We start from the raw sequence: 14,648 nt of genomic DNA, 5'->3' as shown, positions 1-14,648 counted from the left end.
CGTTGTCTAATACGAACCGCAGCGGTCGTGGAAAAAACCGCCGGAATTCGGCTGCCTCTCAGGGGCAAGGGAACGCTTCAGCGTCCCGTCAGCCAAGTCAATCATCTCGTCCATCACCACGTCAGCAAGGAAAAGAGGTGCGGCCACAAGGCGCATCTCTTTCTGGCGTTCGTCCAAAGGGGAGAGCGCGTGAATCTGCATCAGTCGAAGGACTACCCGTTAGCAAAAATGAAGAGACCGTCATCGACATCATTGGCATGAACCATGACGGTGAGGGAGTAGGCCGTGCGAGTGGATACACGCTCTTCGTGCAGGGTGCGCTTCCAGGTGAAACGGTTCGCGTGCGCGTAATGAAAACCAAGAAGCAGTATGGTTACGCCAAACTGCTGGAGATCGTGAAGGCAAGCCCGGATCGTGTGTCTGCGCCTTGCCCGATCTACGATCAGTGCGGCGGCTGCCAGATCCAGCATATGAGCTATGCCGGACAGCTTGCGTGGAAACGCCAGTTGGTGGTAGATAATTTGCAGCGGATTGGCAAATTGAACGTGATGGTGGAGGATGCGGAGCAGGGCATTCGCGTCCTTCCTACGATGGGCATGGACGAGCCATGGCGCTATCGCAACAAGGCACAGGTACCGATTGGTGTGACCGAGGGCGGTTTGGTAGGTGGATTTTACGCTAAAGGAAGTCACCGGATCATTGATATGGAGAGCTGTCTCATTCAGCATGAGCACAATGACGAAGTGGTTGCGAAGGTTAAGGAGATCGGCAGTCATTTTGGAATCAGCGCATATAACGAAGAGACAGGTCGCGGCTTGTTGCGCCACGTAGTCGTGAAGAAGGCGTTCCGTACAGGCGAGATGATGCTCGTATTGGTCACCAATGGCCGAGATATTCCGTACAAGGATGAATGGATTGGCAGTATCCGCGAAGCGATTCCGCATGTGGCGAGCATCTGTCAGAACGTGAACAAGAAGCAGACCAACGTCATCTTTGGCGATGAGACCCGCGTTCTGTGGGGCCGTGATGTGATCTACGATTATATCGGTGATGTGCAGTTTGCCATCTCAGCACGTTCGTTCTATCAGGTGAATCCGGTGCAGACGGAAGTACTGTATGGGAAAACGGTAGAGTACGCAGGGTTGAGTGGTAAAGAGACTGTCATTGATGCCTATTGCGGCATCGGTACGATTTCTCTTTTCCTCGCGCAACATGCGGATCAGGTGTACGGGGTAGAGATTGTGCCTGAAGCCATTGAAGATGCCCGCAGCAATGCGATGTTGAACGACATGAAGAACGTGAAGTTTGAAGTTGGTGCATCCGAGGACGTTATTCCGCGCTGGAAAGAACAAGGCATCGAAGCCGACGTGATCGTTGTCGATCCACCGCGTAAGGGCTGCGATCCACGTTTGCTGGATACGATTCTGGAGATGAAGCCTGAGCGTGTGGTATATGTGAGCTGTAATCCAAGCACATTGGCACGTGATCTGCGTGTGCTGGAGGATGGCGGGTATCGTACGGTTGAGCTCACGCCGGTTGATATGTTCCCGCATACCGTGCATGTGGAGTCGGTTGCGATGTTGGTGAGAAGCTAAACATAAACAGAAGGGGTTCGAGAATTTATACATGATTCTCGAACCCCTTCTTGTCTTTGTTTTAATACCATCCATTAACTAAAATAGTCTAAAACTCCCCATCATCCCAGGCGGTAATTAATATACGCGCACACCCGTACCAACCACAGATTTGTTTTGTACGGAATTTCCGGCTAGAAATACCTTTTGCAGATTAGGAAGTCGGCTTAGGGTCTCGATATTGGAAATGGCATTGTTCTCGAGATGAAGCTCTTCTATGGCCTGCCAGTTACTCATAAATTCAAGAGAAGCCAAATTGCTGTCTTGCAGAGTGAAGGAACGTAGAGCGGACATTTTGGCAAAGTAAGGCATCATTTGGTCAACTTCAGTAACAGAGTTGTTGTTTATGCTGAAATATGGCTGCTCTAAGGTCAGATGTTCAAGCACGCTGTTCTCCGCGGCCGCCTTTTGTTCAAAGTTCAGCCTACACTCGGAGCACATCAGAGATTTAACCTGCTTTAAACGAAATAAGGCATCGCTCTCCTTGTACAGTGAAGAGTCATAAATGTTTAGGGTCTGTAGGTGTGGCAAACTGTCCAGGGTGTCAAGATGAGTTATTTCACTGATCTCCCAGAGGGAAAGCTGCTTCAGCTTCGGAAATTTCCCTAGCGCCGCCAAATTTAACTCTCCGCTTCCGCCCCGGATCGTCAGGCTGGTTACGGCAGACGCCTTCAGCCCGGGGAGAAAGGAGCCTGGGATTTCTATCCGCTCTACATTAGGCAATGTCAGCGCTTCTGCTTTCTCGTAGTAACCGGACAACGTTAAATCCCGCAGAGAGGGCAGACTATTTATGGACTTTACCGAGCTAAGACTTAGAGAAGCCAGGCGTAGTGTAGTAATGGAGTTTTTATCGGCCAAGTGCTCCAGACTGGAAAAGTTTACATTTTCAATGTCTAGCGTTTGTAGAGCAGGCATATTTTGCACAAAGTCGATGGACTTTACGTTGGTTAAATAGGAAAGCTGAAGCTCCTGAAGCTGGGTTAAGGCATACAGCGGCTGTAGGTCTGTAGCTTCACTGTAATGTATAGACAAAGATGACAGCCCGGTCATGGACGACAACCATCCCAGTTCATTGACATAGGTGAGTGACAGAGACTTAAGCGGCAGCTTGTTTAACAGAAAAAAATCCGTTACGGACTCATCCACATAGGTAATGGATAAAGAACTCAGATTAGGAAATTCCAGCAACGTGGCCAATTCCTGATTGCTGCGAAGTTGAGTGGAAAGCTCCGTAATTGTAGACTTGTCACCAAAGAAGCCAGAAAAACTGCTAAAGGATTCGTTAAAAGCACCCCCATAGCTTTTTAAACCGGATATATGGGCGAAAGTGGTTTGATTCGATTGCGAGATTTCGTAGGTTCCGCTCAGATCCAATGCCGTCAGTCCCGTAAAGGCTTCAAAATCTTTCTGATCGATCTTCTGGGTATTCAGTTTCTTGTCCTGAGTAATATAAGTGATCTTCTCGGCCTGCTCATCGCTGAAGGGATCGGAGAAGCTGTAGGTAAACTGCCATTGGTCATTATCCGAATACTCTACGATCAAATAGCACAGACGAGCCAATTCCTCTTCTGTCGGCAAGGCAGATCCTTTATCGAAGATATCCCGCAAAAAGGAGAGCAGAACCTCGCTTTCAGGCATTTTCCGTACAGGCAGATTGGCCTCTGTTTTTGGATGAGTGGAGCTGTTGCTATAATAAAAATAAGTACCGATGGCGCCAGTTAGGACTAACATCAGTATTAGCATTAGCTTTACGGAGACGGTCTGCTCCGGCGGTGCCTTGGGAGGCGTTCCGTGGTAATGGTTAATGGTCTGATCCACATAGTAGACATGATTTTGTTTCAATAAAAGCTCTGTTTCACAATAGGGACACTTTAAAACTTCATCCTCCTTGTATTCAATTCTTCCGTTACAATTGGGGCAGTTTAACGGAATAAATGCCACGGATGCTCCTCCTTCATTATGATAATAAAGATCATGCTGAACTGTCATTTGACTTCATTATACCCGGTCTATTCCTATGAAAGCTTCTCTATGTAAAAAAATACTTCGGATTTGTAAGTTTGTCATAACCAGAGGTGAAAAGTAGAACGTCATATAAGAGATAGATGGTGTAAGAATATGAAGGAAGGATTGATGAAGTAATGAAGAAACCCATTCCGAGATCCAAGCTGCGGCTGATGTTGGGAAAAACATACTATACTTGGCGAAGGTATGCCAAATGGCTGGTTGACGGCACTTCATTCGCTAAATCGTTCTCGCAGGAAAAGCTCCCGTATGTTGTATTTCAGCATGACACACCAACCCTTCGAAAATTGAAGGACGTGGATATGTGGCTTCAGCATAACAAAGAAATCAATCTGTCAATTGCAATTACACGTCTGAATGGACTTCTCCTTCAGCCTGGTGAAACGATGTCCTACTGGAAGCTGATTGGTAAAACTACAGCACGCAAAGGTTACGTTCCGGGCATGGTATTATTTTATGGCGGCTTCAAACCTGGGGTTGGCGGAGGACTCTGTCAGCTTTCTAACCTGATCTATTGGATGACGCTGCACACACCGCTCGCGGTTGTTGAGCGTCATCGGCACAGTTATGATGTATTCCCGGATTCTAACCGCACACAACCGTTTGGAAGCGGGGCAACGTGTGCTTATAATTATCTGGATCTGATGATCTCGAATCCGACGACAACATGTTACCAGCTTCATCTGGAATTGAAAGATCATGTGCTGCGAGGAGAATGGCGTGCAGACGAGAAAGCACTGCATTCTTATGAAATCTATGAGAAGCAGCACCGCATTGAGCAGCAGCATTGGGGAGGTTACGTGAGGAGAAATGTGATTCATCGGCAGATTTTCAATCAGGAGGGCGAACTGATTAGAGATGAATTCATCACAGAGAACAATGCACTCATGATGTATTCCCCCTTATTAACTGAAACAGCGAGCATTGATTAGCTACACGTTGGTTTGGCTGGACAGGTTATCCATTGGATAACCTGCCCATTTCCTTTTTGCGAAATCGCATATTCCCTACTCTAGTCCATCAATCTACGGCAAAATGTACGACTGCACTATATAACATTTTGTTGCGAAAAGGGTCCAACGTCACTTGATGCTGAACTTGCTTCACCCGAAGCAGCAGCGCCTTGTTCATTCCGATTCGTTCTTCGATCGCTCGTTCCAGTTCACGGAAGTCATAAGCCTGCAAGCATTCGACTTTGTCTTTAATCATATCCAGTGAAATTTCCATATATAATCCAGGCCTCCTCCAAATTACGATTTACAGGTTAAAAGCCTGCCGAGCTTCATTTTAGAGGAGCTTTTCCAGTTCGGCAAGAGCAATCGGGCTGAAAATCTAATAAAGACGTGATAAAATCGGGAAAGGGCAATTTCGAAATCATCGAACGTTCAATAATCTGAAGATCTAATGGAAGTAATAACAGATACTGCTGTTTGAACAAAGTTACATTTGCATGGTATAAGTGAAGAAGAAGCTAGGACACCATAATGTCAATTGCAACGAAACTGATAATTCTAATGTAGATGGTAAGCATGCAGAGGCATGAGTTACGATTTTTTACTATTAATGAGGACATAGACTGTCCTGGTATGTATAGAGGAGTTTTGGATATGACAAAGGAAAACTTTTGGCGTGAATTGCCACGCCCATTTTTTATACTGGCACCGATGGAAGATGTGACGGATGTTGTGTTTCGGCATGTCGTAAGTGAAGCGGGCAGACCGGATGTATTTTTTACGGAGTTTGCGAACACAGAGAGTTATTGTCACCCGGAGGGGCACCATAGTGTGCGAGGGCGGTTGACATTTACGGCGGATGAACAGCCGATTGTGGCTCATATCTGGGGAGATAAGCCTGAATTCTTTCGTGAGATGAGTATCGGTATGGCAAAAGAAGGATTTAAAGGGATAGATATCAATATGGGGTGCCCTGTAGCGAATGTAGCGGAGAATGGAAAAGGAAGCGGATTGATCTGCCGTCCCGAAATTGCAGCCGATATTATTCAAGCAGCGAAAGCTGGGGGACTACCTGTCAGTGTAAAAACAAGGCTCGGTTTCACAGCTGTAGACGAATGGCGCGACTGGTTAACTCATATCTTGCAACAAGACATTGTGAATCTGTCTATTCACTTGCGGACGAGAGAAGAAATGAGCAAAGTAGACGCTCACTGGGAACTGATCCCGGAGATTAAGAAGCTTCGTGATGAGATAGCGCCCAATACACTGCTGACGATTAATGGGGATATTCCTGACCGTGAGACAGGCCTCAGACTCGTGGAGCAATATGGTGTGGATGGGATTATGATTGGACGCGGTATTTTCCAGAATCCGTTTGCTTTTGAGAAGGAGCCGAAGGAACACAGCAGTGAGGAGTTGCTTGATCTGCTAAGGCTGCATCTGGATCTCCATGATCAATATTCAGGACAGGCGCCACGTTCGTTCAGCGCGCTTGCCCGTTTCTTTAAAATCTATGTTCGTGGATTTCGAGGGGCAAGTGAGCTCAGAAACAGCTTAATGAACGCCAAGTCGACAAGTGAAGTACGTACGTTACTTAATGAATTTGGGAGTAAGGATCATGATGTGGCGGAGGAACGCGGGAACTAATTTGCCAAGTTGGTTAATAATTGAGATGTTGGAAAATTACAAAGAAAGAAGCGGGAACGATTCCGCTTCTTTTTTAGCTATTGTACTTATGTTTGGTTAGAATTTATCGCGTATACTCCGGCTGTGCCATTGCCACGGGCTGAGGATTGGCAAGCACCCATAATACTGCCAACTCGGATAATCTGGCAGGTGCATCAAAATCTGATCCATTGCGAAGCCTGCTGACCAAGTCTGTTGCCTCTTGGAGAAGTGCAGGAGATAGTGGCGCGCCAGTACCCAGGTGACGAATCAGTGCATCCAGCATCTTGCGATATTCCGCATCCCAGTTTCCACCGCCATTATCCAATATTTCATGGGATACGCGCCCTGTGATGCGGATGACCTCTCCCTGCACTGTTTGCGCATGTCCCTGGGCCGGGATGAGATATTCCCACAACTCTTGGTGTTGCTTAGGCCAAGTGGTTGCCTTTACCTGAATGGGTGCAGTCCCATCGTGCATGATCCGATTCGCTACCGGCTCGACATCAAATAACTGGTACAGTTTGTTCAGCGCGTCTGAAACTTCATCTACCTTGTCCTTATTGAACTTTTCACGGACGAATTGAAAATCCTTACCGATCCGCTTCACAGACTCTTTCATTTCCGGGGTGACTGCTGCGCCAGCATCCAGCAGAATCGCTGAAATTTTCGACATACTGACTATATCGCTATTCCTGCAATTGACTAACCCCTTAGCTAATGGCGTATTTCCCTGTTTATTTTCTACGTTAATAGTAGCGCCTTGGTTTACCAACTCTTGAACCACTTTGGTTCTATACCCATTGACCGCTGCATGTAACGGTGTTTCATTTTGGTAATCCACAGCGTCCAGATCCGCACCTAATTCAAGGAACAGGGGTACATTTCCTGACCAGTGTGAGGCATGGGCGTGTAATGGCGTGCGTTTATATTTGTCCCGTGCGTTGATATCGGCCCCTTGCTCCACCAGCCAGCGGACCAATTCATCCGAAATTTGCCGAAAGCTGAGAGCTGTACCTTTACTGTAGCCCCCGGAGGCATTCCATTCACATTGCTCAAAGACCTCTTTTACAGCAGAAATATCATTATTTTTAATAAGTTGCTCCATATGGGCAGGTAAGGTTGTCTTTTTCTTAGCCACTAAAATATCCCTCTCCTTCTGAATAACATCATATTTTCGTAATGATGGGCAATGATAGATTGATAGAAAGCAGATAATTTGTTGCAAGTTTATCACATGGGGGAATTTAAAACCAATAACTGGATTCAACGGTATTATTAAACGAACAAAGTGAGCAAAGGGTCTGCTTCCAAATCAACATGAGAGTAGCTCAGTTTGGCTGTGTTATAATTTTAGATGAGTGTCCATATTGGGGATGGGTTGAAAAAAAGATACTTGAAATGATCGCCGCAATTCGTGCGGTAGGCTTTTGAAAATAGGAGGATCTATGTCCTGGAGCAAATTGAAGCAACAACTGGAGAGTTTCCTTAGTCCGGCGTTAATTGGGAGAGTAGAGTACCGTGCAACCAGCTATCGGTATTCACTTGATAAATCAGGCAATTGTTATATTACTGTAGATAAAAAAAATGTTCTCAATATGAGCGATGCAACTACCCCAATCCGATGGTATCAGACGGAGCAGGAGATCAAGAACGATCCTGAGATCATGATTCCTGTCAACAATGAAGAGATTGAAGCTATACGAAAAGAGGTCAAAGGACCCGTTCCCGAGGATCGTCTTGAAGTCATAGCAAGAAGCAGAAAAATCTCCGTACATGCTAAAGAGCTTTTGTTGGCACAGACCGCATTAAGTAAAACTAATTTTACCGTGGTCGCTACAACGTTTTTATCTACTTCTATAGAAGATAATCTGGAGAGCAAGGATATCTTGTTTAATATTCTGGCTTTAATGGATAGACGAGTTGGCAAAAAGCGAATTCTGAACATGTCCGAGCAGGTGAAGTTAAAGCATCCAGCTGTGCAGTATTTCTATGAATTACGGCGAAGTACGTTGTGAAGTTCAATCACTTTCATTCACAGCGTATCGTGTCAGGGATAATCTCATTGAGCTTTCGACACATGTGGAGTGCTGTAACAACTAATGTATTATGGGAAATAAATGATCTAGCAGTGAGTTTAAAGCCTTTCTAAGCAATTGAAAGGCTCTTTTTTATTGAAGAATTTCATAGAATGAATGGTGGACACCAACTATAATTAGGAAATTAAAATCTAAAGGAGGATATAGATTGAAGGTTTTAAAAATGAAAGACATATTAATAAGAGTTGTTGCTGTACTGATTTTAGGTATCAGTATCTGGAATTTTACAACATATCTCAGTGACACATTTATTGGGCAAGAATATAGTCCTCTAAAGCACTTTCTAATTGCTGTAATCACGACTGTTTTAACCGTTATTCTTATACAAGTGGGACTGAACATTGACAAAATTCCGTGGAAACAACTTGGGCAAGCAGATGTTAGAACGAACCTCTTTTCATTTTGTCTAGGTTTCTTTCTCTGGACGGTTCCCGCATCGATTGGATTATTTTTTTGTTTAATACTTGGGTGGGTTGAAATAAAAGTAAATACAGATTGGAATCACCTATTGCTAAGTATTTTGATTTTATTCATCACTATATTTTTATTAGAAGCATTACCTGAAGAATATATATTTAGAGGATATATATATCGTTACTTAAATGAATTAGTCCCTCATTGGGGCGTAATCATTTTACAATCACTGATTTTCTCAATATTTGCCTATTTTATAGGGGCGATGTATTCAGTGGAACAGCTTCAATTTATTCCTGGCTTTGCAATTATTCTAGGAGTGTTTAGGGCGATATCGGGAAATGTATGGACATCAATTGGATTTCATGTTGCAATTATGACTGCAACACAAATTTTAGGCACCATTCACGGACACTTCGATGTGAGTGGAGTTTTTACGCTTCGATTCTTTGCATTTATTTTACTACCAAGTGTTGTTGGAGCGACAGTATTGTCATTTGTTTACCCCAACCACAATTGGAGTAGAAAATTATCTTCAATGTAACAAAAGTTAATTAATTCATAGGCTGCTATGTATGTGAAGTGAAATACTCAAAACGCACACTTAATTCGTTTTCAATTGACAAAATAGAGTAAATACTCTAAATTTAACATTAGAGTATTTACTCTATTTTTGTGGTGGGGGAGAGTTAGTTGAATAAGACGAAAGAAAAAGTTATGGAGACAGCTATTGCCATGTTTAATCTAGAAGGCACTAGTTCTGTATCGACAAACCATATCGCAAAGGAATTGGGAATTAGCACAGGGAATTTATACTATCATTTCAAAAATAAAGAAGAAATTATTAGGGCTATATTAGAAAAAATGATTCAAGAATGGGATATGGTTTGGCAGGTTCCCGTTTCGAATTGGCAGCCTACCTTGGAGGACCTGAAATCAATCATTAGATATACCTTTCAATTACAGTGGAAATACCGATTTTTCTATCGAGAACTGATTGTGTTGATGAAGATGGATCCGCTCCTGAAAGACAGACATCAACGAATACAAGGACAACGCATGGATGAACAAAAAGAATTTATTCAACTTTTTATAGAAGTTGGTGTTCTGCGCTTACCTGAAGACCCATCACAGATGGATTCGTTATTAACCATATGCTGGATTATAAGTAACTACTGGCTTGCTTTTCTTGAAACCAATAATGAAACTGTCTCTAAAGAGCAAATGGAACAGGGTATTCAACTCATTATGACGGTAATTGGTCCATACATAAAATGAGATTGGAGGAGATCAGATGAGCAGTACAGAGAAAGCTGAATCTGAAAAAGTTACTCGGAGATCTTTTTTAAAGAAATTAGGGGGAGCCGTATTCGTCATTTCATTTGCAGGGTTAACGTGGAGGATGTTTGACCAAGGTGTCTTTAGCACCGGAAAAGGTCCTGCCTATGAACCCTGGAATAGGAGTGAAGAAAAAGTAAAAGAAGGTCCACTTGCCCTGGTAAGTGATGCAATCTTAGCTTCTAATCCACACAACACGCAACCATGGCTCTTTAAAGTAACGGATACGTATATCGAATTATATGCAGACGAGAGCAGAAATCTTGGAGCGTTTGATCCGTTGAGGAGGGAAATGTTTATTGGTCTCGGATGTGCCATTGAGAATCTTCTATTATCTGCAAATGCACATGGGTATGATCCAAAATTGACCTATTCACCAAACAAGCTTGAGCCCTACTGTATTGCTCGTATTGACCTTATTCAAGGGACCAAATATGACTCTCCCTTATATCAAGCCATTCCCCATAGACATACACACCGAGGAGAATATGACCCTAACCAATTGATTTCTAAATCAATACTTACAGATATAATAGATCTAATTGCCGATGAGGAAACGGTGAAAATCTCGTGGTTCTCCACCTCTGAAGAAAAGAAAAGGATAGGAAATTTAATTGTCCAAGCAACCGAAGCCATTATAGCTGATGAGGAAATGAGTGTAGAAAGTAATAAATGGTTTAAAGAGAATTGGAAAGACATACAAGATGAACGAGATGGTATTACTTTAGATGCACAAGGCAGCTCCTTTTTGATAAGGGCACTCGGTAAAATATTACCCCCCATGTCACATGAAAGAAATAATCAATTTTGGTTATCATCAACTAAAAATACGCATACAGCTACAGCCACAGCCTATGGATTAATCTCAGTAAGAAACATGAATGATAATGAACAACGTGCAAGAGCAGGTAGAGCATGGCAAAGGATTCACCTATACGGGACAAATCTCGGGCTAGCCATGCAACCACTAAATCAATTAAATGAGATGATTGACCGTGAAACAAAACTTGGTGGACCGGCACCTTTCAGAACGGAGTTCAAAAAGGTTGCTGGCGATCCTTCATGGGGAGGATTATTTATTTTTAGATGTGGTTACCCGTTAAAAGAAACACACCCTAGTCCAAGAAGATCTATACGTGAAGTAATCTTATAGTGAGGATTTGGAAGTATAGTATGACTACTGGCTGTGATACAATGAAGACAATTTGATGCTAGATCAGTAGTAACGGAAAGTAACAAAAGAAAGGGGCCAGCTAAAATGAATTTGGAAGAGGTTATGCAAGAGCTTGAAGCGTTGGGTAAAGAACGAATGAAAAAAATCTACATCTCCAACGGTGCGCATGAGCCGCTCTTTGGCGTGGCAACCGGTGCGATGAAACCAATCGCGAAGCGGATCAAAAAGGATCAACCCTTGGCCGAGCAACTATACGCGACGGGGAATTATGATGCGATGTACTTTGCAGGTGTAATTGCCGATCCCAAAGTGATGACGCCAGCCGATTTTGATCGCTGGATCGATGCCGCTTATTTTCACATGATCTCCGACTACATCGTTGCTGTGACGTTATCCGAGACAGACATTGCGCAAGAGGTAGCCGATGCGTGGATTGCAAGTGGTGACGAGCTGAGGATGTCAGCGGGATGGAGCTGTTACTGTTGGCTGCTCGGAAGCCGGAAGGATGCTGAGTTTTCCGAAAATAAAATTATGGCGATGCTCGAACAGGTGAAAAAGACAATTCATGAATCTCCGGAACGAACGAAATATTCGATGAACAACTTCCTGTTTACCGTTGCAACATCCTATCAACCGTTGCATGATCAGGCGGTGGAGATAGCCAAGGCTGTTGGCCCTGTCGAAGTGAACAAGGACAAGCCCAAGAGCAAGCTGCTGAATGCCTCTGAGAATATCCAAAAGGCAGTGGATAAAGGGCGGACGGGTTTCAAACGCAAATATGTAAGGTGTTAAATAGTAATTGCTGCAATAGATTCGAACTTCAGGAGATGTAACACATACAGGAGGTGCTCGTATATGTAGAGAGTGTCTCCCTTTTTGTGTTGTTGTGAATATCACGTACTTGGGTAACCCAAATATAGTAACCGTCAAGCAACAAGTTAGTCAACAAATTCTCTGTCGATCCTTTATACTAATAAAGCCAGAAACATATCTAAGGAGTTGCCGAATCCAATATGAATAAAAAAGAAGTCGCGCATATACGCAAGCAGTTTAAACTGGATCATGATCTACTGAATATTTACGATATTCTCAACGTGTACATTACGAAGGAAACGAATGAGGTCTATCACTGGGAGCGTCACCCGTTCGAACTGGTGGACAGAGAGAAGCAGGAGCTCTACATGGGCAATTTCAAAAAATTGCTGATGGGTGAATTGGATCAGAAGTTGTTTGAGTTGAAGTTCCAGGAAGCGGCGGAGGACCCGGCGCAGGTGCTGCTTCACCAGGCTCTGGTAACAGGTGATCCGGATGAATGGCAGGATCTGATGCTGCTGATCGTGGATCGAATGTTGGTGGATGCGAAGTATGAGCGGGACATGGTGGCCACGTTCGTGCGTGGACAGTACTATCTGCCGACGAAGGCTAGAAACGAAGCTACGGAAGAGAGCGAGAAGAATGAAGTGTTCGCCCATCCATTCATCCTGTGCAGTGTAAACTCCACGGAGAAGCAGCGAAAAACGCTCTTGTTTGATTACGTGGAGAGAGAATTCAAATACAACGTTATTGTCGATCCGATTATCAAATTAAGCACGCCAGAGCAAGGATTCCTGTACCCTAGCGTGACGGACAACTACTCCGATGTGAATCGTGTACTATATTGCACAGGAAAATCCAATTTCCCGGATTCGCATTTCGTTGAAAATGTATTGAATGGAGAAAGATCCGTGACCGCACTGGAAGAGCGGGCGATCTTCGAAGATATCGTGAAGGAAGTGGCTGGTGAACAGCTCGATTCAGCCACCATTGCACATGTATACGAGGAGATTAACCGAGTCATCGAAATTAACGAAGAGTCCCATGAGGAAGAACCTCCGAAGCTGGATTATAAAGATCTGGAGCGTGTACTGACCGCAAGCGGTGTAGAGGATCTGACGACAGAGAAAGTGGAACGTGCATTCGAGACCATCGTGGACAACAAGAATTATGAAATGAAAGCAACCAGCGTTATGCCGAAGTTTACGTCCAAGTCCATCAAGATTGAAACCAAGGTTGCCACGATTACGGTTAGCCCGCAAGATCTGAGGTATGTGAAGCAGGTGAATCATCAAGGCAGACGGTGCATCATGATTGAAGTGGACGAAGATGTCGTGATTGAAGGCTTTACACTCACTACGGAGACGCTTTGAGTTAAATACGTTCAATCCAAGGACAACTCTGCAATGATGTTTTGCAAAACAACAAGAAGAATGGAACAGACTGTAATCCCTCCGTTGGATTGTGGTCTGTTTTTTTGTCAATCCAGGCAGTTCAAAAGTAAGTCAATAGCAATTGCATGAAGATAGTTTCCATACGCTACACCCACCCCGTAAATTCTAATATCGACGCTTTCGCGGATTGCACTTCGGATTGTGCACCTTTGCGCCATACTTTGGGAGACATCCCCATGAGTTTATTGAAACAACGGTTGAAGCTGGAAATGGAATGAAAACCGACCTGTTCGGAGATCGAAAGTATAGAAGCATCTGTGCTTTTTAATTGCTTACAAGCCTCCTCAATTCGGGTGCTGTTGAGAAAATCGAGAGGAGTTGTACCCATGATTTCATGGAATTTTCTGCGAAAATGAGTGGTACTCAAATGGCATAAATTCGCCAGAGAATGGATGGATATGGTTGTCATATAGTGTTTGTTGATATGCTCCAGAGCCGGGGAAATCACAAGATCCCCGTTTACGCCTTCTGATTCGGGTTCGGAACCAATCCTATTTTCCTTCTTTGAATGGATCCGAAGCAGTTCGATATAAAGGGACAATAATAGTCCATAGGCACTTTCCTGATAATACGAATCTTGTTGTTCCAATTCTGCAATGATTGATGCGGCAAGGGCGTATACCTTGGGATGTTGTTCCTTGTTCAAGATACAGTTAGATCCCGTTACTGCCAGCAAATTTGGCTCGAAGTCGCTATATGTACTTTTGAATGTATGCTGAAAGAGGTCGTCTGGCGAAAAAAAGATATAGGACCACAGGCTGGCTGTATTAGGTGAACTGTACGTCGTATGAGGCATATATCTGGGAATAAAAGTCACATCACCTGCTTGAAAGGGGACGGATTCACCCTTAATCTCCATGATGCCGCTATCCGAATGACAGACACCAATCTCCAGAAGGTTATGAAAATGAAGATGTTCGCTTTTGATATCGGAAATTTTCCAACGCTCTCCGCTTAACAACAGGATAGGAAAATTCATCGGCAGACTATAGTGCCGATATTCAATGACAGGCTTCTTTTTTTTGGGCATATTCGGTACTCCCATTCATAAATGATTGAAATTGCGCAGTTTTGTTGTG

Annotated in this window: 13 protein-coding genes; 9 read left to right on the top strand and 4 right to left on the bottom strand. The window is 43.9% G+C overall.

Going from position 1 to position 14,648, the window contains the following annotated elements:
* Positions 1-2 precede the first annotated feature (2 nt).
* Positions 3-1,595 (top strand): 23S rRNA (uracil(1939)-C(5))-methyltransferase RlmD, encoded by a 1,593-nt coding sequence (gene rlmD, locus AC4G47_RS26020; RefSeq protein ID WP_491103464.1) that lies wholly within the window; start codon positions 3-5, stop codon positions 1,593-1,595.
* Positions 1,596-1,712: 117 nt separating this feature from the next.
* On the opposite strand, the gene AC4G47_RS26015 is transcribed toward rlmD, so the two are convergent.
* Entirely contained in the window at positions 1,713-3,575 is a 1,863-nt protein-coding gene (locus AC4G47_RS26015) for a leucine-rich repeat domain-containing protein (protein ID WP_491103463.1), read from the bottom strand.
* Between the two features lie 200 nt (positions 3,576-3,775).
* Between AC4G47_RS26015 and AC4G47_RS26010 the strand changes: the two genes are divergently transcribed.
* Complete coding sequence (locus tag AC4G47_RS26010; RefSeq protein ID WP_491103462.1) at positions 3,776-4,591, top strand: VanW family protein; 816 nt, start codon at positions 3,776-3,778, stop codon at positions 4,589-4,591.
* Between the two features lie 88 nt (positions 4,592-4,679).
* Here the strand turns inward: AC4G47_RS26010 and AC4G47_RS26005 are convergent, their stop codons facing one another.
* A complete protein-coding gene (locus tag AC4G47_RS26005; protein ID WP_491103461.1) occupies positions 4,680-4,886 on the bottom strand; it encodes a DUF2536 family protein in 207 nt (68 codons plus the stop codon).
* 380 nt (positions 4,887-5,266) lie between these two features.
* Here AC4G47_RS26005 and AC4G47_RS26000 point away from each other — a divergent pair, with 380 nt between their 5' ends.
* Positions 5,267-6,259, top strand: a complete 993-nt coding sequence (locus AC4G47_RS26000; RefSeq protein WP_491103459.1) for a tRNA dihydrouridine synthase — start codon at positions 5,267-5,269, stop codon at positions 6,257-6,259.
* 103 nt (positions 6,260-6,362) lie between these two features.
* On the opposite strand, the gene AC4G47_RS25995 is transcribed toward AC4G47_RS26000, so the two are convergent.
* Entirely contained in the window at positions 6,363-7,418 is a 1,056-nt protein-coding gene (locus AC4G47_RS25995; RefSeq protein WP_491103458.1) for an ankyrin repeat domain-containing protein, read from the bottom strand.
* Positions 7,419-7,725: 307 nt separating this feature from the next.
* Between AC4G47_RS25995 and AC4G47_RS25990 the strand changes: the two genes are divergently transcribed.
* The 6 genes from AC4G47_RS25990 to AC4G47_RS25965 all read left to right on the top strand — a co-directional run bounded on the left by AC4G47_RS25990 (position 7,726) and on the right by AC4G47_RS25965 (position 13,488).
* Entirely contained in the window at positions 7,726-8,295 is a 570-nt protein-coding gene (locus AC4G47_RS25990) for an SF0329 family protein (RefSeq protein WP_491103456.1), read from the top strand.
* Between the two features lie 229 nt (positions 8,296-8,524).
* Complete coding sequence (locus tag AC4G47_RS25985) at positions 8,525-9,334, top strand: CPBP family intramembrane glutamic endopeptidase (protein ID WP_491103455.1); 810 nt, start codon at positions 8,525-8,527, stop codon at positions 9,332-9,334.
* 149 nt (positions 9,335-9,483) lie between these two features.
* Positions 9,484-10,068 carry a TetR/AcrR family transcriptional regulator gene (locus AC4G47_RS25980; protein WP_458125322.1) on the top strand — a complete coding sequence of 195 codons (585 nt, stop codon included), beginning with the start codon at positions 9,484-9,486 and terminating at the stop codon, positions 10,066-10,068.
* A gap of 16 nt (positions 10,069-10,084) precedes the next feature.
* The gene (locus tag AC4G47_RS25975) at positions 10,085-11,281 is read left to right on the top strand and encodes an Acg family FMN-binding oxidoreductase (RefSeq protein ID WP_491103453.1); all 1,197 of its coding nucleotides are present in this window, start codon (positions 10,085-10,087) and stop codon (positions 11,279-11,281) included.
* Positions 11,282-11,386: 105 nt separating this feature from the next.
* The gene (locus tag AC4G47_RS25970) at positions 11,387-12,094 is read left to right on the top strand and encodes a DNA alkylation repair protein (RefSeq protein WP_491103451.1); all 708 of its coding nucleotides are present in this window, start codon (positions 11,387-11,389) and stop codon (positions 12,092-12,094) included.
* A 221-nt stretch (positions 12,095-12,315) separates the two neighbouring features.
* Positions 12,316-13,488, top strand: coding sequence for a DUF4317 domain-containing protein (locus tag AC4G47_RS25965; RefSeq protein WP_491103449.1), 1,173 nt, complete (start codon positions 12,316-12,318; stop codon positions 13,486-13,488).
* 166 nt (positions 13,489-13,654) lie between these two features.
* On the opposite strand, the gene AC4G47_RS25960 is transcribed toward AC4G47_RS25965, so the two are convergent.
* Positions 13,655-14,599 carry an AraC family transcriptional regulator gene (locus tag AC4G47_RS25960; protein ID WP_491103447.1) on the bottom strand — a complete coding sequence of 315 codons (945 nt, stop codon included), beginning with the start codon at positions 14,597-14,599 and terminating at the stop codon, positions 13,655-13,657.
* Between the last annotated feature and the right edge of the window lie 49 nt (positions 14,600-14,648).

The sequence above is a fragment of the Paenibacillus sp. Negev47 genome (assembly GCF_058313655.1).
Note: the sequence above shows the minus strand (reverse complement) of the source record. Positions and strands in the feature narration are given on the sequence as shown.